General features: G+C 69.0%; 1 protein-coding gene. It reads left to right on the forward strand.

Features of this window, described 5'->3' with window-relative positions:
• Positions 1–2 precede the first annotated feature (2 nt).
• Positions 3–20,210 carry a toxin glutamine deamidase domain-containing protein gene (locus F7R91_RS34575; RefSeq protein ID WP_150956281.1) on the forward strand — a complete coding sequence of 6,736 codons (20,208 nt, stop codon included), beginning with the start codon at positions 3–5 and terminating at the stop codon, positions 20,208–20,210.
• The last annotated feature ends 110 nt before the right edge of the window (positions 20,211–20,320 follow it).

The following is a 20,320-nucleotide window of genomic DNA, read 5'->3' on the forward strand; positions in this document are numbered from 1 at the left end:
ACATGGCAATCCAGAGTACGCCCCAACTCGACGCCCTTCTCTTCGCATTGATCGGCGAGAAGCTTCTTCAGGCGAACGAGGACATGGCGTACGAGAGCCGGCTCGCCTACGCGGGGATGGCCCGCCGGCTCAGGGATCTGTCGGACCTCATTGAGCAGTCGGGGCTGAACTCGGCACGAGCACTGCCCCCGGCTGTGGGCCAGAACTACCTCAAGGCGATACGGTCGTTCTACGACGACGGCGGAACCAACCACCTCAAGGCGTTCGCCGACCAGTTGGACCAGATCGCCGAAGGCCGGGCAGTAACATCCTCGAACATCATCGAGTCCAAGTGGCAGATCATCGCGGAACTCATCCGCCTGCTCATCGAGCTTATGGTGACGTTGATTCTGTCAGCGTTCAGCGGCGGCACCGCTGTAGGCGGCATGGCCGTCTCACGGGCGCGGAGCACGGTCCTCATTCTCACCATCCTGGACGCGCTGTTCATGCATACGGGCTCCTTGATGGGGATCCTGACCGGTGCGGTCAGTGAGGCGTTCATGGAGCTGATCGTCCGCCTGGCGATGATGAGCTTCGGTCCGGATGGGCGGCGCCCCGACGGCGTCGACTGGTTGAACGTCTTCAAGGCAGCTGCCTTCGGCGCGTTTAACGGGCTGTTCGGCGGTATTCTGTCAGGTGTAGGTTCCCAGATTGGAAACGCCTTCACGAAGGGTTTCAAGAACAACAGCGCATTCGGGGACGGCGTTTTCAACAACCACAGCACCGGCTTGGGGAGTAGGGCCGGCATCGGCGTCGGCGGGGACGCTGCGAAGGGCATCGGGGCCAAGACAGAACCGCTTTCCTTCCTGTCGAGGACGGGTGACGCACTCGCTGGTGACGCCGGGACGTTCGCCGTCGCGGGGCTCTCCGAGGCTGCGTCCGAAGTGGTCGTCAACGGGCTCTTCGACGGCAAGTGGCAGTGGAATTGGGACACGTTCGTGGGCGCGGGCATCAGTTCCGTGAACGAAGGCAGTCTCAATGCCGGTGCGGTGAACGTGGGCGAGTCCTTCCGTGACCAAGGCGGATTCGACGCCGGCTTCCCGGCACCCCAAGCCGGTGGCGGCGATGGTGACGGTGTTCGCGGCGCCAGCAACACCGGCGAAGGTTCGCCCAGCGGAACTGGCGGCGTTGCCGGGGGAGGCGGCTCAGCCGCGGGTGGGCCGCGCGGCATCAACACCGTCGGCAGGAACCCGACGGTCACCGACGCCCCGACCGCGGAGTCGAACGGGATCACCGTCCCGGCCCTGGACAGCCAGAGGGACGCTTCGAACCCCGGGGCGGCTTACCCGAACGGCCGGCCCTTTGATACGACCGGTGCAGACACCGGCAACGGGCCCGGCGCCTCCGTGCCGACCCAGAGCCGGGACACGGGCAGCCACAGCCCCGCCACCGGCAATACCTCGGACCTCGAGGAAGAGATGTCCGGGAACGACCCGGAAGGCGCGCCGTCCATCAGCGCATTGCCGCCGCCCGGCGCACCACTCATGCGGTCAGGGCCCGGCAGCCCGCCCGGCGCCGACCTGCACCAGGTTCCGCCGTCAGGGGCCAACGGCGCCACGGCTTCCCCCAGCACCCCCACGCAGACACCGGGTGCCCAGGGCGACGGCAATCCGGCCCTCGCGGGCGACACCGGCAACCGCAACGCCGTCACCGGAACCGACACGAACACCAACACCAACGCTCCGGACACGGAGGATGGCACCCCCGACGCGACGCACGCCCCGACTCCCGGCTCGGACCTGCTCGCCGCCGACACGGTCGGCGCCCTGCCGACGCCTGCGACGACACCGGACACCGGGACGACCGCCCCGGGGAGCCAGGACAGCGGCGCGCGGGACACCGGCCAGGACACCTTCGCCGCACCGATCGGCCTCGGCCTCGCCTCGGCCCCACCCACCGTCTCGGCACCGGCCGCCGGTGCCACGCCAAGCCCCGGCACGCCAGCCCCGCCCGCCGCTCCAACCTCGGACACTCAAAGCCCCCGACTCGGCCGTACCGGCACTGCGGACACGGCGCCCCCACCTCCGGAACCCTCCGCCGACGCGACCTCGGGGAACCGGGATGCCACGAACACCCCCGAGCCGTCTTCCGCTCCCGACAGTGCCCCGGACACGTCGTTGTCGACGCCGATCACGACCTCGTCGAACACGGGCCCCGCCCGGACCGAGGACCCGGCCACTGCAATCCACGGCGCCGGGACCGGCGCCGGCACCGACTCCGGCGTACTCACTGCGGTACCGGCAGGGTCCCATCAGGCACGCTCCGGGCCTCCGAAGGGCCCCCTGACCGAACACAATGTGACCGATCAGGACCTCACTCCCGAGATGACAGCGCTGCTGACCGCTCCGGAGGTCCAGACGGGGCGGGTGGCGCGCCAGGATGTGACGGGCCTGTGCCATGAGCCCGGGCTCGACGTCGCCTGGGAACTGAGCGGTGACCTGCCGGTGGGGGAGCTGCGGCTGAGCGCGCTGGACACCGCCCGGCTGGTGTTGCGCCGCCCGGATCTGTTTCCCGACGCCGCGGCAGCGCTGACCTTCACGCAGACTGCTTCGGGTGTGCGGGTGGTGTCCGCTGATGAGCCTGATCCGGTGGTGCGCTCCGGATACGCGTGGCTGTCCCAGATCAACCCGTTGCGGGGGCAGGGCGGCGAGTTCGCGACCAACTGTGTGTTGGCGGCCATTGTCGTAGACATGTCGTTGGCGGATGGTGTACCGCATCAGGCGCCTCCTTCGGAATTGGGTTCTCGTGGTCGGCCGGAGGGTGAGGTTGACGGCCTGCGGAACTATCTGACGCGTTACCTGGACCGGGATCCGGATCCGGTGGATGGTCCGGCGGCCGTGGTGGAGGCGATGTCCGGGGCACCGCTGGGTGCGCGGGGCATGGTGGTGGTCGAGGACGGCAACGGTGGGATCGCCCATGTGATCAATGTGACGCGCGATCACAACGGTGTGGTGTTCCTGGACGGGCAGACGGGTGCCCTGGCTCCGGTGCCGGCCGGCGCGGTGTCCTTCCTGCCGACCACGGACGGCATCCCCGGATTCCCGCTGCAACGGCAGGTCGAGGCGGGCGAGTTCCCGGCAGAGCATGCCCCGCTCGGCGGCGTCGGCTTCGTCGGAACCTCGCGTCCCGCCGATGCCTCGACACTGCTGTCCACCCAGATGCCCCAGGCGCCTGTCGGAATGTCGCTGGACGATGCGGTGGGCCAGTTTATCGGCGACCCGGTTGTTTTCGCACATCATTTCCTTTTGTCCGCTGATTTTGTGGACGGCATCAGGGCGCGCACGACTGGTTTGTCGGGTGAGCAAGCCGGCCGTTTCGTAAAACACCTGATGCCGCACTTCGAGCAGCACTGGTTCACCTTGGTCGTGGACCCACGCCGTCAGGGGTGCCACCGGCAACGTAACGCTTTCTATCTCACACCAGCCCTGGAAAAGTACGCCGAATACGCAGCCGCGCAGCCCGATCGGGTACCGCAAGAGGCTCACGGGTTCTTTGACGATTTGCGTAACAAGCTTCCGCTCGTGAATGCGCCCCGTTACATCGAGGCCGGCTACGTCCAATACAAGACTGGCCGCCCGAGTGACATGCAGCAGGATGTGGGCCACACACGGGTCCACCGAAACCGGGACAACAGCAACTTCAATCCCGATTTCGTTTTCACGGACACCATGAACGGTTGCGCGTTCGCCGTGACTGACGTGACCGACGAAATTTTCACCGCATGGCACTTCCAATCCCCTACCTCCAACATCCAGGCAGCCTCCAGCTTCCGTCGGCACAACCGCCCGATCGACTGGTTCGGCGACGACGAATACATGACGCCGGCTCCTGCGGGACTGCCTGAAGCAGTCAACTTCCTCTGGCGTGACCACCCCGACGGGAACTGGCAGTTCATCAGCCAGGATAACGTCGTGAACAACTTCTCCATGGCCGATGTGTTGCAAACAAAGGTCTACTCCCGGCCTTTGATCGCGAATCCGGGGAAGGAAGCCGTCAACACCGCCCGGATCTACCGCGGAATGGTGAACTACTATCTCGGCACACTTCGCCAGGATCTCGCCCGGATAAAGGTTCCCGGAAGTAACCTCTGGAAGGATGAGCGTGACATATGGGAGAGTTTCAAGAACCTCCTCGCAAGCCAGCTGGAAGGTGAGGTCAAGAAGCTTGCGGAGATAACAAATGCAGATTCGCCTCACCAGGGAAGCGTGCGTGAAACTTTCGCTCTCCTCGCCACTGCCGCGCGCAATTTCCAACGGAGTCGCGTGGTGCTTGGCGACATGGCCCGGTTGCACATAGCAAAGGCCAAGGACAAAGGCAATAGTGCGGCATCCCAGTCGATCTGGTACCTCACCCGTACAAGCGCAGAAAACCTCAAAGGCGAGGTCGCCCGCCGCGTGACAACCGCCGAGGGAATCCTCCGTAGCTTCGAAGGCACCTGGGCCACCTGGATCGATGACCTGCAAGCCGAGGCAGACTCCTGGATGTCCACCCCAGACGTGGGCACCCTGCCGGGCGAGCCCACGGCCCCGGCCCCAACGTCGCCCCCGCCCCCGGGCCCGGAACTGGAGGACCTGGCCTCCGGGCAAGCCGGATCCAGCACACATGGCGTGGTGTCGACGCCACACCAACTGAGCCTAATCGGTGCGTCATCGGTGTCGCACGGCGGGCCGCAGGGAGTGTCGCCGGTTGTGGTGTCCTCGTCGGGTGATCCGTTGGTGGATCTGGCGGGGCGGTTGCCGGGGATGTCGGCGGATGAGCGGGCGTCGGCGCTGGAGCTGTTGTCGTCGGCGGATCGTGAGCGGTTGGCGTCGGATGCGGTGCTGGTGGATGGGTTGCGGGCCGGGTTGCCGGCGTCGGAGTTCGCTGGTGTGGCTGCGTGGTTGATGGTGCGGGTGCCGTCGGGTGTGGATCGTCCGGTGTCGGCGCGGCATGAGGTGCGGGCGCAGGTAGAGCGGATGCTGGGTGATCCGGAGGTGGCGGCGAGGCTGCTGAAGGGTGGTTCGCGGGTGGTGGTGGTGCCCAAGGACGAGGCGATGACGTCGCTGGACCCGTTCCGGTATCTGGCGGGCGGCACGGCGGGTGGGGCGTCGGGTGGTGGCCGGTCCTGGGACGGGGTGCGGGGTTCGGGTGGCCGGCAGACCGCGGTGACGGAGGAGAACCTGCTGGGTGAGCACACCAGCGTGGGTTCGTCGCCGCATTATGCGGACGGGTACTCCACGACGACGCACGAGTTCGCGCACACGATCCACCAGCACGGGCTGAGTGATGCGGACAAGAAGGTGGTCGCGGACGCGTACCTGGCGAAGCGTTACCAGGGTCCGGATGCGCAGTGGGCCGACGGGCCGCGCCGGGACACCCTGGGCAACGAGGTCGACAACTACGCCTCCAGGGACGAGTTGGAGTACTTCGCGCAGGTGACCAACGCGTACCTGGGGACGAACGCGGGCACCGACCCGTACACCGGCCGGCGGCGCAACAACGGGGCGGACTGGGTGCGGGCGCACGAGCCGGCGTTGCTGCCGATCATGGAGCGGCTGTACGGTCCGGACCCGCAGGCGGTCCATCCCGGCCAGGCGAACCCGGTAAACCGTACGCAGGCGGAGAACGACCTGTACGAGGGCTACCGGGCGTTCTGGGACCAGGTCGAGGGCACCCACCGGCCCGAGCCCCACACCCCGGCACCCCCCACAACCTCCCCCACACGGGCGCAAGGCACGACCAGCCCCGACGCGACCCCCGGCCAGCCATCGCCTTCACCACTGGGATCCGAAGCGGTCTCCGCGGATCATTCCGCTCCGCCTCCGCCGGATCTGGCGGAGGTGACGGCCCCCCTTGAGCGAGCGCATCCCAGTAGGGAGGCGTCCGACGAGCACGCGTCGATGCCGGCGATTCCCGATGAGCGGGGTGTGGACGAGCTGCGACAGGCGGCATCCTCCGCGGGTCCGCACCTCGCGAGCGTGCCCGCCGACTCCGCGTCGCATTCGGCCCTCCCGGATGACGGAATTCAGGAGACCGAGGAGTCACACCGGCCGGACAACGAGCAGCCGGCCCCGCCCCCGGCCGCCGCCTCCCAGACCTCGCCCCCCACGGCCGCTCACGGCACGACGGAGACGACCGCCGCCGCAGCGCCGCCCAAGCGGCTGGACGAGACCCTGGCCGAACACACCCAGGCCTTGCGCGACCTCCAGCGGCTGGAGGCCAGCCGATCCCAGGTGGGCAAGTCCGAGGGGGCCATCACGGCGGCGGAGGCCGACATGAAGGCGGCCGAGCGGCGGGTGACGGATGCCGCCACCGCGCTGGACGACGCCCTGCGCCGCGACGTCACCACCGGCCACCTGTCCCAGCGCGAACTGAACCAGCTGGTCGACCAGTTCGCAGGCGCCGGCGACATCGAGCGGGCCCGGACTCTGCAGGAGCACGCACGGAAGCTGAACGAACAGACCCGCGGCCTGACCGATGGTTCCGGCCGTCCGGACCAGGTCATCTGGACCGGCGAGGAGATCGATGTCCGGTCACACGATGTGCAACAAAAAGCCCAGGAACTCGAAGCCCTGGTGAAGACGGGTGAGAAGACCCCGGAGGAACTCCGCAGCCTGGCGGGCGACCTCATCCGGTCCGCCGACGAGCTCGACGCGATGCTGCAGGGCTTCGTCAAAGACGCCGCCCGGTTCGGCGGCACGTACACCCTGCGCAACCAGCACGCCCCAGTCGCCGTCGTCGCCCGGCAGCTCGCCAAACGGGTCGACGAGGCCGCCCAGGTCGCGGAACCGAGCACTCCCATCGTGCTCAAGGGCTTCCGGGGCACCAAGGCCTCCGTGGCCGACGTTCGCCGACTCGCCGGTGTCGCACGGCGCTATCGCACCGACAAGGCGTTCGCCGAGGTGCCCACCGGACAGCAGTGGAAGGCAGTCCTCCCCGGCGAGGAGGGCCAGTGGAAGGCGGTGGCCGCGGACTTCGACAAGATGTCGCAGGCCGAGCAGATCTCCTTCGTACGCAAGCTGTCCGAGGAGAACATCAAGAATCTGCGCAAGGAGGTCGGCACGCTCCTGAACGGCATGTCTCCGGCGGAACAGGAGGCGTTCGTGACCCTGCGGGACCGGCTGGCGAACCTGCCGTACCGCATCAAGCACGCGACCCCCGCCTACCACGCCATCGCCAACAGCGGTGTGATGTCCTCCCAGGGCGACCTGGCCCGCCGGGGCGTCAGGTTCCTCGCTTCCGGCAAGAGTTCGGTGAAGAACACCTCCAACCTGGGCAACGACGACTTCGTCTTCTTCCGTATGGAGGTCGGCGACGAGGCGATGGCCTCCCGCTATGGTCCGACCACGCTGATCTTCGACGCCAAGGTGCTGGAGGAGAAGGGCGGTTGGGTCTCGCTGCACGACCAGCTGCACCCGCTGGACCGCAAGACGATGCGCCAGCTGGACCACGAAGGGGAGACGGTCCGCAGCGCCACGTACGACGATGGGTTCGACGAGGTGGGCAAGCGTGCCCGCTGGACTTACAAGTATTCGGACGGCAGCATCCGGAACGTCTCCTTCGAGCAGGAAGTCTTCCACGGCGAGCATGCGCGGGAGGCGCTCGCCCTGTCGGTGGTGCGCGAAGTCGCCCGGATCGGCGGCGACTTCAAGACCGCCGTCTACAAGCTCGCCGGCGACCTCGACAATCCTCAGGCGCTGGGCTCGGTCGTCTCCAAGCTCTACCGCCCCGAGGCGAAGTTCGGCTCCGGGCTGCCCATCAATCCGGTCGCGAGCCATGTCCGTACCGAGTGGCCGATGCCGGTCAAGGTCGTCAACGAGAACGGCGACGGGCGATATCTGCCCGACGGCACGGTCGACCCGGGCGCGCGGGCCGCGGGCAAGCAGTTCGACGAGGCGTCCGACCGGGTGCGCCAGGCGGACAACGCCAAGAAGTCCGTCGGCTATCACCTCAGGAAGGCACAGCTGCACGCCCAGCAGTCGGTCGACCTGACGCTGGAGTTCCACACCTCCGCGATCGGCGACCGCAAGGAGCTGGCACAGACCCTGCTCGACGAGCGCAGGAAACTTCTGGACGACATCACGACGCGGCTGAGCGATCCGAAGCCGCGGCCCAGGCGGGCCGCGACCGATACTCCGGGGGCCAGTGCCTCGACGGCGGGCGCCGGCACATCCGCTCCCCTGATGGCAGACCTGGAGAAGAAGCTGCCGCAACCCGTGGAGGACGCGCTGAGCGCAGCGGTGCCGCAGGCCACCAACCAGATGAAGAAGATGGCCCGGGTGCTCGCCAACGCGGGCGGGTCCCGGCCGCTTGACGACCCCAAGAAGGGCGACAAGACCAACGCGGCGGTCGGCCTCGGCAGGAACGCCTTCGACAAGGCGTACAAGGCCCTGAGGGATGCGGGCCTGGTGATGTGGGAGGGCGACGACCTCCACCTCACCAAGGAGGGCTACGGTCTCCTGCTGCCGCACCAGGTCAAGACCGAGACGACACCGCCTGCCACGACGACCGTGACCGAGGGCCACATGAACCCGGGACATGGTGAACAGCCGTTCACAGAAGCCCAGGTGAGCCCTTCCGATCAGGCACCCTCCGGAACTCCGGAGCGCCCTCTGGCCGACCCGGAACTCCAGGCGGGGCGGGTAGCGCAGCAGGATGTGACGGGCCTGGCGAGCAGCCATGCCAAACCCCCGGCGGCCGAGCTGCTGGGCGGGCTTGAGACGGCGCTGCCGGAGCTTTCCGGACCGGACCGGAACGAGGACCTGCCGCCGCTGCCGGACCGGAACAAGGATTTGCCGCTGCCGGGGCCCGCAGCAGTCCCCTCGGATCATTCCACTCCGCCTCCGCCGCCTCCGCCGCCTCCGCCGCCTCCGCCGCCTCCGCCGCCTCCGCCGCCTCCGCCGGATCCAGCGGAGGCGGCGCAGAAGACCTGGTTCGCGGAGGCAACGCGGCCGTTGCTGGAGCACATTCAGGCGGCCTCCGGCAGTCGTGTCCCGGATGTCGAGTTGGCCCTGGTCGCACATCCCGGCGGCCGTGTCCTTGTCGCTGTTCTGCCGCCCGGCTTGTCGAAGCCCGTGACGATGGGGCCTGACGCGAACGACCCAAACAGCCTGACTGTGGACGCGAGCGATTCTCTTCTGCGACCTGATGTCCGTGTGCTGACCGTGCATCGGGTCACAGCGGCGCAGTTGGAGGTTGCTTACGAGTATGCAGAGAGAAGTTTTCAATCTGGCGATGATCTGGTGGGCTCTGATGGTCTCGGGTTTTCTGGAACGTTTGTATCCGAGGCACTGCAGCGGGAATGGGTGCACCGAGGGACGGACTCGCGTCAAGTTGTCGAGGCGATGACGCGTGACTGGAATTGGGACTGGGCTGACAGTCTTGCTCCGCGGATCGAACTGACGGCTGAGGACGAGGCTGCGCACGGCGCGGCGGGCGCGTTTTTCGCGGACCCGGTGAATCTCACGCGGCAGCAGTTCAGGCAAGCTGTGTCGTGGGCGCGTTATCGGGTGGTTTTCGACCACCAGCGTCCTTTGATTGTGGGTGCTCCGACGCCAGTGCAGAACGAGCAGTTGAAGCTGCTGGATCGGTTCACCTTGTTGGTCGCGTGGACTCATGTCGCGCGGGGCGAGGACGCCGCAGCCGAGTTGTCCCACGAGCTGGGCACCCGCTACGGGACGTTGCGGGTCCCGCGGCTCACTGGCACGACGGTGCCGCCGGTGAATGCCGGCGTGGGGGACAGCGGTCCGGTCGATGATGTGGCCGGTGGCGAGACGGAGCCGCCTTTGCGGAGCGGGCTCGAAGACGACGACGATTCGGTGGACATTCGTGCCGGGCTGGAGGACGAGACCGACGAACTGGATGGTCTCGCGCGGTTCGTGCGCATGATCCGGCCCCTGCGGGAGCATGTGGAGAATTCGCTGCATGATCCTGCTGAGAACATCGAGGTCGCGATCATCGCGAATCCAGGTAGCAGGACCTGGCGGGAGTTCGCGCACGACCCTGACGTGGGGCATGCTGCGGTGGCGGTGTGGCTGCCGGGTAGACCGGCCCCTGTGGCGCTGGGGTTCTATCCGCAGCCGGAGTCGAACATGCTTACCCAGCCAGGCCAAATCGTCGATGACAGCGAATATCCGTTGGCGCTGCACTTCCAGGTGCTGGGTGTTTACCGGATTACGGCCGCGCAGTTGTTCGATGCGTACCGGTATGCGTTGAACAACTTCGACACCGTCTACAACCTCTGGCGTTACAACTGTGTCCGGTTCGCTCAACGGTTTGTTTCTGCGGCGCTCGGCAGCTCGGTGGCGGACCTTTGGGTAGCGTCTCCGTACCGCCTTGCCCGGGCGATGCAGCGCGAGGGAGCCAGGGATTGGGCTGACAATCCTGCTGCGCGGGTCCATATAACGCGTCAGGACGATGCAGCGTACCGTGCGGCGGATGCATTCTTGCGGAACCAGCAAAATGTCCCGCTGGAGCAGTACGAGCATGTCATGTCGTGGTCCAGCAATCGGGTGGCTTTCGACCACCAACGGCCTTTGATTGCAGGCGATGAGACACCGCTGCAGCTCAAGCAGTTGGAACTGCTCAGGCGGTTCGCCTTCATGGTGGCGTCGGTTTATGTCAGACACGGCGAAGTTGCTGCGACCGAGCTGTCCCACGAGCTGGGAACCCGCTACGGGACCTTGCGCGTTCCGCGGCGCTCAGGCACGACGGCGCAGTCGGCGCAGGTCATGGGTGACGCCGGTCCGGATGCCGGCGTCGATTCACCGCGGATCATGCCGGTCTTCGTCGACGATGACAGGGTGGGGGTCCTTGAGCGGGAGCTGGACAATGCCATAAAGGCGGGTGATGTCGCACGCGTTTTGCGATTGAACAAGGCGCTCCGAGCCGCCCGCCCAACACCTCAGGCTGAGCCCGAGCGCGAGACTGCCCCGAGTGACCACACGGGGCGGACGAGTGTGCATCGGCGTGGGAATCAGGTGGATGACCAACTCCTGGGCGGAACGTACTTCCACGGCCTGGGGGGCAGCGCGCATCACGAGTCGGGATCTGCAGGCCAACCGCACTTCGAGGAGCTGGTCCGGCGTGAGCTGGAGCAGTTGGCTGGTGCCGCCGGCTCTGCTGCAGTCGTGGACGAGCCCGAATTCGCCAGCCGGGTGCGGGAGGCGTTCGATGGGCTGAGCTCGTCGTGGGATTCGCAGCCGTTGTCACGTCGTGCGGGCCTGGTGGCCAATTTCCTCTTGAAGGGCGACTACTTCCCGGGAAGGGGCGGCTCCCGGCACGAAGACGGCAGCCGTCAGGCGGGACAGGCGCGACAGGCTGCCGGGAGTTCCCGTCTTTCCGTGGAGGAGGCGCTGACCCAGGAGGGGGTTCCGGCGTCTGCGACCAGTCAGCGTGGCGCGGAGCCGGGCGACACGCTTGCCGATACCGTGCGGCCCACCAGCGCGGTGCTGGACACAGAGGCCCTACAAGAGCGGGCGCCTGATTCGGTCTCCGTACCGGTGACCGAGCCCGCCGAGGGCTCGGAGACCACGACACGGCAGGCACCGGTCCATGACCGGGATGCCCTCGAGAACGCGGATCTGCCGAACCCGGTGCACCGTACGCGGGCGGAGAGCGATCCGTACGAGGGCTACCGGGCGTTCTGGGACCAGGTCGAAGGCACCCACCTGCCCCAGCCCCACACCCCCGCACCCCCCACAACCGCGCCCACAACCGCCCCCACACCGGCGCAAGGCACGACCACCCCCGCTGCCAGCCCTGGGCAGACTCCGCCGCAACGGGGCCCCGAAGCGGTCCCCGCGGAGCAATCCGATCCGCCCCCGTCGCGGAGCGACTTCCACGGCCAGGCCGGCGCCAGCGACACGGCGAGCGACACCGATGAGTCCGGGAAGGCCACCGGTTCCCGGATGGGTGCCACGGACCTGCGGAGGAAGCCGTCTCAGGCCGACCAGCCGGTGACCGCTCCTGCTCGCGAGCCGGCGGAGCGGGACAGGGATGCGCTCCAGATCGCCACCCGACAACAACAGGCTTCCACTCCCGAACCGTCCGGGACCTCGCAGGACAAGGGGAAAGGCAGGGCGACCGACCTCCAGCAAGAGCCGCAGGTGCCCTTCGACATGCCGCCGGCTTCTGCGGTGGACAGTTCTGCCAGCGATCTGCACCCGCTCGCGGGACGGGACCGTGGCATCGACAGATCGCCCGAGGCCACCGCGAAGCGGGCGGTGACGCGGCACCTCCTCCCGGCCGACGGCCGGCCCGGACTGGACGTGCTGCAGGTGGCGGGCGACGGCGACTGCTTCTTCACCTCGCTGCTGGCAAGCGCCGCTCGCCAGCGTCCGGAGTCCGACGTATCGTTCATGACGGTCCGTCAGCTCAGGGCTCACGCGTCGGACTGGTTCGCCGGATCCGGCCTGCGGGACGAGGAGCCCATGCGGATGGATCCGCTGGAGGTCCTCCTGGGAGACCTGGACACCGAAACGCTGCGGCACGTCCTGGGCGGGGTGCCGCTGCCCGGACTCACACCCGCCCAGCCGGCCCGGATCGATGCTGCCCCCGCAGCACGGCGGGCGCGGCTGGCCGACCAGCATTACGGTGACCTTCTGCGCACCCGGCTGGCCGCCGAGTTGCGCAGCGGCGGCATTACGGCGCAGGGGTACTGGCAGCGGCTTCTGGAGACCGCCTACCCGCGCTGGGCGAACACGGCCCCGCCCCTGTCCGAGTTCATGGGGGCAGCGACGACCGGTGACCTGGTCGAGCGGTCGATCCGCGACGTACGGCTGTGGGGAACCCCGTTCTTCGACCGGGCACTGCCGGCGATCGCCCGGAGCATCGGTCTGGACGTGGTGGTGGTCCAGGACGGTGCCCGGGACCACCACCTGGCCGAGGGTGCCCCCGGCCCGGTGTACGTCCACTACAACGGCACCGATCACTACTCCGCTGTCGCGCTCACCGCGGCTGCGGATTCCTCCGCCCCCCGTGCGCAGCCAGCGCCTCCCGCAAAGGACGGCTCTTCCGGCACCAAGACCGGCAAGGCCACGCCGTCCGACACCTCGATGGCGCCGCTCGAGGCGCAGCTCGACACCCACCGCCCGGCCCGCCTGGACCGTTCGCTGGTCCCTCCGCCAAGCGCCGGGGGGCCGGTTGTCTTCAGCGACGGCAGCCGCCTGCCCGTCTATCTCACCGGTGACGGCACCGAAGAGGCCCAGGCCGGCAGCTACGGTCACAGCCAGGTCAGCCTGCGCGGCATCGAGGAGGTGCTACGCGAGATCGGCGACCGGATGGGTTTCGCAAGATCGGCGGACTCCGGTCCGAACGATCCGCTGGCCCATCTGGAACGGGCGCTGCGCAACACGCCATGGGTGTTCCGCGGCGAGGGCTACGAGTCCCCGCCGTTCCGGGACGCGCAGGGCAGGGTGAGGCTGCTGCGGGTGAGGACTCGGCCGCACGGCAACTGGGAACGGTTCACCGACGCCCACGGCACCCCCGTGAAGGTGGACGAGGCCCAGAGCAGCCAGGTCACCAGCGGTGCGGCCAAGAGCGTGAGCACGACGTTCAAGGTGGCCCCTTCCCTCGCCGTCGGACCGCCGTCCGGAGTGGCGGCGTACGGGCGCGTCGGCGGTGCCTTCGCCCTCAACCGTGGTTTCGAGTACGGCATGCAGGACCAGACGCTCAGCCAGGCCGAGACCCGTATGACCGACGACTCCCATCTGCACCTGGACGATGTGCAGTACGAGGTCTCCCTGGGCGGAGCACCGCCGGGCCTGGCTCCCTCGGGGCTGCCCAGGATGTTCTCGCCCGGCGAGACCCACCTGACCTTCGCGGTCCGCAACGGGCTGACCGTACGGCTGTCCGACAGCGAGACCACCCCGGCCGACCCGGGCCCGGCGCCCCGCACGATGACGCTCGGTCCGCACTCCGACTACCGGCTTGTGCACACCGAGGGCTACGGACCGGTCAAGGAGATCCGCGAGTGGGCCGCCTCCCAGGTGGGCGCCAAGCCGGGCAGCGCCGCGTACGACGAGATCGCCGGGTTCTTCACGTCGGAGAACTTCCACCGGATGGCCGACCGGCTCGCGCACGGCAAGGTCACCAGCCGCCCGTTGTCGGGCGAGGACGGCTTGCGCTCCCCACTGGGCGCGTTCGTCGTGGACCGGGTGGTGCCCGGGAAGGCGACCCTGCTGACCGAGACGGACGCCGCCGAGATCCACAACACCATCCAGCAGACCGTCAAGAACGAGCGGACACTGTCCAAGACCTACAGCCAGGAGGTCAACGCCGCGGTCGGCCCCAGCTTCGACCTGCTGGGCATCTTCGGATCCGCCGCGAACTTGCGCGCGCTGTTCGGGGCCGCCGGCAAATACGGGCGCAGTACGACGCACAGCAGTGTGTTCGGCGGATCCGGCGGCCGCAAGATCGTGGGTCGGGCCAAGAAGGCCCCGACGGATCTCTACCTGGTCCGCAAAACCGTCTATGTGCGCAAGACGGGCGACAAGGAGGCGACACCGTTCACCACATGGAGCCTGGACCGCATGACGCGCACCGAGGCGCGCCGCCACGCGGGCTGGGACGACGGCACCACCCTGCGCCGCCGCAACCACAACGAACCGTTCGCCCCCGCCTATCTCACCAAGGACAGCCCTGCGGTGCTGGGTATGAGCCGGCCCGAGGCGTTCACATACGACGACGGTGATCCCGTCCGCCCGGTCGGTGACGTCGACGCCCCGGGCCGTCCGCTCACCCTGCTGGACGCCTTCACCGACCAAGTGATCCGGGCAGCCGCCCTCAGATACCCGGGCACGATCGCGCCGCTGGACGAGCTGGGCAACCCCTCCGACAAGCGATGGCGGGACGCCGAGCACTACAGCATGGTGCTGCACAACACCCTCACCGTCATCAACACCCTGTCCCAGCACAGCGTCGCAGGCAATCTTGAGGCACTCATCACCACAGGCATAAGGATCGGCCTCATCGAGCCCGGCCGCTTCACCCGCACCCACCGCTGGATCTGGATCGACGGCAAACTGTCCGACCGGAGGTACGAGGGCACCCAGAACGACCTCGTCCTGCGAGGCAGTGCCCCGGGCACCGAACGCCTGGACGGCCAGCGGAATGTGGTCCGCACGGTGGAGGGCGGCTTCGACGCCAGCTTGTCGGTGCGCGACGCCCAAAAGGACAACAGCGGCGCGCCCTTGAACATCGGCACCGTCCAGGTCGGCCCGCAGTGGGGCCGGCAGAAGGGCGGCAAGACCGGTTACGGGGCCACGGTCTCGTACGAGTCCCTGGCGGCCGGCACCGGCCCCTCCCATCTGCACAGCTACCGGCTGGAATTGACCGCACGGAGCGGTGGTTACATGCAGCCTCGCAGCCTGTGGCGAGGCATCGGCTCGCTGGGACTGCTGGGTACGCACTTCCTGATACGGCGGGAGTCGGAGGCGGACCTCCTCGTGGAGCCGGTGGTGGGCCGAGTGGTGCTCTCCGTACCCGACGAGCACACCCCGGACACCGACCCGCACGCGGCGCCTGCCGCGACCGTACCGCCGAGGAACGAGGCACTGGACCCGGCTCAGGCCAAAGCCCTGGCGACCGGCGACACACGTGAGGTGTCCGCGGGCCACGTGCCGGACCCGTTCGGCGACCAGCCGTACCAGACCGTCAGTGTGGGCGCGCACAAGGAACTCGCCACCACCGTCGAGGCGGTCATGAAGGACGCCTCGGGCGGGTCGTGGCACTTCGCTCAGATCGGGACGGCGCCGCACGACGCCGCGCTGCGGCCGTTCCAGCCGCAGTACCTCACGGGCGGCTTCGACCAGGCGTCCGGACCTGCGGGCTCGCGGATCAACGGGCTCTTCGGGAAGGGGCCTTACCTCAACCGGCTGGGCGCTCTGGTGCACCGGATGCGGGTGGTTGACCCCGTCGTCGTCTCCAAGCCTGTCAAGATCGACACGGAGCAGACGGTCGGCAGCGACCTCCAAACCTCCGGGGCGGTCACCACGACCCAGACCTTCACCGTCGCCGGCACCGGTGCCCTCGCCCGCTCTCATCCCCTCGGGCCCTCACTCGGCGGCTCGTACGGAGTGCTGGGACGCCTGGACCGGTCCCGCGCCGCCTCGCGCACCGTGACCCGCACCGTGACCTCGGGAATCGGTCGAAACGCGGAGGGCCACAAGGTGCTGGTGGCGGGTGACACCCGGCACGACATCGTCGTCTCGGTGCGCCCGGACGGTGTCCTCGCCCCCCTGCACTCGCTCGTCACCTGGTACCGCAGCACCTGGGCGGGCAGGCGGCTCACCTTCGCCTCCGACTGGCTCGGCCATCTCCCGGAGAAGGCCGCACACCGGCTGGGTCTGATCAGGGACGGGCTGGGGGAGGTGCCTCGCTACACGGCCCGGGTCTGGAGCCAGCCGAAGTGGCTTCGGGACAATCCGTTCGGCTCGTATCCGGTCAACTCGCTGGACGTCACCAAGGTGCTGGCCGACTTCGACCGGCAGCTCCACGACCTCGGTATCGACGACGCGAGCCGTGACCGGCTCCACTCCCTCGTCACCCCGCGCGCCGTGCGTGCCCTGCGCAACCAGATGTCCTCCGGCGGGACCGCGACCCGTACCCGGGTCGGCCGCTGGGGCAGGCGAAACCTGCGCATCGGGGGCCGGACCGGATCCCTGCGGGTGGAACTGATCGCGGACGAGCCGCAGTTCGACGGCTTCGACCACAGCGCCACGCTGCCGGACAACCGGGTCGCCACCGAAACCGTCGAGGAGGCACTGGTCACTACCCGCACCGGCGCGCTCGGGGTGAACGTCGGGGAGGGGGTGCGCACCGGCGACCAGACCGCCAAGGCCGCGGGTCCCGCCTACAGCGAATCGGGCAGCGCCTCACAGAGCACCTCCACGAGCCGCTCCACCGCGCGTCTGAAGACCCATGTCTTCGTCGCCAATGAGCCCTACGCCGAATACCTCACCCGCTACCGGCTGCGGCTGACGCTGGAAATCGACGGCCGTACGGTCGCCCGGCACGAGGACGAAGTCGGCCGGCTGCGCGAGCAACTGCCCCTGAGCCTGACGGTTCCCGGGGCGGACAGCGATCCGGGCGATCCTCTCGGCACCCCCGTGCTGGACGCTCCCGATCCCGTCGTGACTGTCTGGCAGCAGGGCAGCGTCACCCCGCAGTCCGTCGACGCCTGGCGCTCGATACCGCACCCGGACGGGACGCAGCGCCCCTTCCGCCTGCCCGCCAACGGCTTCATGGCCCGCCGAGTCGTCGGCCGGGACATGCTGCGGGCGGCGGGGGACCTCGCCGTCGCCAAGGCATACGGCACCACGGTCGCCCCTGCCACCGGCGGGCAGCGCGATCTGGAGGGCGAACAGTTGGACGCCGCCGTCGCCAAGGCCCGCCGCACGGGGCTGACCCTGCCGGGCACGGCCTCCGCACTCGCACTGCACGACGGCACCGACGACGCCGCGCTGGCCGCCTTCTTCAGGGACAGCACAACCGCCGACGGCCATGCGGTGGCCGGGCTGACCGAGGACACCTTCGCGGGTGGCGCCCAGGGCGACTACCGGCTCTACTCCAGGCCCGACTTCTCGGGCGCCCGGCTGCTGGCGGTGGCCCCGGACACCACCATGGACAGCGCCGAGCGGCACACCGACAGCCGGGACACCTCGGTCTCCCGCAGTGGCGTCCAGGACTCCTCCCTGGGGGGACAGCCGGTCCTGGCCGCGAACACAGCGGGTGCCGCCGTCCCCCAGGTGTCGGCCACCGGCGTCAACACCGCCGAGACCGACGGCAGCAAGCTGGCCCTCGCCGAAGGCGCCCAGGTGAACGTCAAACGCAAGACCGGCCGGAGCTTCCTGTTCGCCATTCCCACGAGTTGGCTCGGTGTCGCGGACGTGGACCGGCACTTCAAGGACAGCACGATCGGCTCCTGGCTCGGCCGGCACCTGGGACCGTTCGGCTACATCAAGCCCGGTCCGCAGGCCGTGGAGACGCGGACACAGGTCATGGCCTGGGTGCGGGAGGACATCGCGCGGGAACTGGGGCTCGTCGGCGACGACACGTTCCCGGCCCGGGTCGCGGACGCGTGGGGGAAGACCACCCGGGCGAGCGACGCATGGGTGGCCGCGGACAAGAAGTACTGGGACCACCGCCGGGCCGTGCCGGAGCTGCGCGATCACCGCAACGCCCGCAAGCGCGACCTGACCGCCGCCAAGCGTCGGCTCACACAGGCGCAGGAGGCGGACCGGACCCGGCAGTCGGACCCGGGCCACGGCGCGGCCCCGGATGCCGGACTGCCCGAGTCCGCCGAGACGGCGATCGCCCGGCAGGCGGTACGCGACGCCGCCGCCGCGCTGAAGGCGGCCCGCCGCGCACTGCACCTGGAGGTCGGCGCCATGGAAGCCGAACTGCGCAGGGCGGAGAGGGCGGCCGCCGACTTCCACCGGGTACGGGCCGCGGCCGACCGGCTCACCCGCTGGCACCGGCTGCCCGCCGAGCCCCACGGTCCCGACGAGCCGGAACGGCGTGCGGGCCTGCTCGAACCGCCGCCCGTCGTCTTCAACGCGCCGCCGGCGAAGCGCACACCCGAGTGGCAGCGCTTCACCGAGGTCCCGGGCGAGGGAGGCGACCCGACGACACTCACCTCACCCACCGGAGATGTGTACGTCCTGCGCGACGGGCCCGCCGACGACGCCTTCTACCAGGCCCTCGCAGAGGGGCTGCACCACGCCGGCCCGGCACTCCTCGGCGACCTGGCGACGCTGCCCGATCGCAGAAAGATCGCGGCCGCGCTTCATACGCGGCTCGCCGACCAGCTGCGCCACCCGGACAACGCGGACCTGCTTGATTTCATCTCCCCGGACACCAAGGACACCTTCACCGCGGCCGAATTGGCGCATGCCGGGATCGTCCTCGACCCGGACTCCCCCGAACGCCGCGAGTTCGACGATTCCGGCCACATCCCCCTGCACGCCGTACTGTCCGCCGACCAGCGTGGCGCCCTCGCCGCGTCCCAGATCCTCCGGCCCGGCGACTCCGCGGACGATGCCGGGTGGGACCACGGCGCCGCCGACCTCCTCCCGGCCCTGGCGGCGCGAAGCTTCGGGGTACGGATCACGGTCGTACGTGGCGACGGCGACTTCCAGGACTTCACGCCTCCGGGGATCGCGGAGGACGAGGAACTCCCACATGTCGTACTGCGCCAGAAGGGCAGGCACTACCGGCTCGCGGTCCCAGAGGGGAATCCGGTCCGGCAGCCCCTGTTGCCCGGCCCGCAGTTGAAGAACGAGCGGCCCCCGCAGGCAGATCCCGGGCCGCCGCGCCCCGCCCACGACAAGGCGCCGTGGAACCCCGCAGGCGTCGACGTGTGGCACCACGGCACCGAGGTCGGTAGGACCACGCTGACCGCCCCCGACGGCACCGTCCACGACCTCGTGGAGCCGTCGGGCGGCGGCAACGGCTTCTGGCCCGCACTGGCCGCGGCCCTCCACCCGGGCCGCGACCGCGACCCGATCGCCTTCGTGCACGGGCGTGCGCTGCCTCCGTCCGCCGTGCTGGACCGCGGCGCTCCCTTCACCCACGATGAGTTGACGCGCGCCCGAATCAGCCTCACCGCAGCGCAGGCGGAGCGGTTCCGGCTCGCCGGCGGCAGGCTGCCCGACGACCTGACTCTGACGCAGGGCCAGACGCGTGAACTGGTCCGTACACAACTCCGCACGGCCCGTCGCTGGGACGACGCGACCGCCCGAACGGCCGCCGAAATCGCCGCGTCCGCCTACCGGATCCAGCTCAGGGTCGTCTCGGAGGACGGCAGTGCTGTGACCCATGTTTCGCACAACGCGGAGCGTACGGTGACGCTGTACCGGCGCGGTGCGGAGTACTTGCTGGCCCGCCCCAGGACCTCGGAGACACCGGCAGACTCGCTGGCCCATGGGACCAGGCAGCCTGAGGAACCGAGTAGCAGCCGGCCTCAGGCACCCGCAGCTTCTGCCCAGGAGGACCGCGGCGGCAAGCGGACCGCGGAAACTGAGCCAGATCAGAGCTGTGCCCCCGAAGGGGTCCAAAAGCCCGGCCCGGCGGCCTCGTTGGGGGACCGCGCCATGGCGGAAATGATGGGGTTGAGTCTCGATCCGCATGTCGAGGAACCGGGCGCCCAGGAGTCCGCCACGGGAAGTGAAGCCGACCATGAAAGCCCTTGAGCCATCGCCCACGCGACCACTCCAAGGTTCTTGCTTTCGACGGTGGTTGGCGGACCGACTGTTTTCTTGAGGAATTTGCGTCCGACGGCGTCCGCACAAGCCCCTCCGCC

It is taken from the genome of Streptomyces luteolifulvus (assembly GCF_008806595.1).
GTDB classification, from domain to species: Bacteria; Actinomycetota; Actinomycetes; order Streptomycetales; family Streptomycetaceae; genus Streptomyces; species Streptomyces luteolifulvus.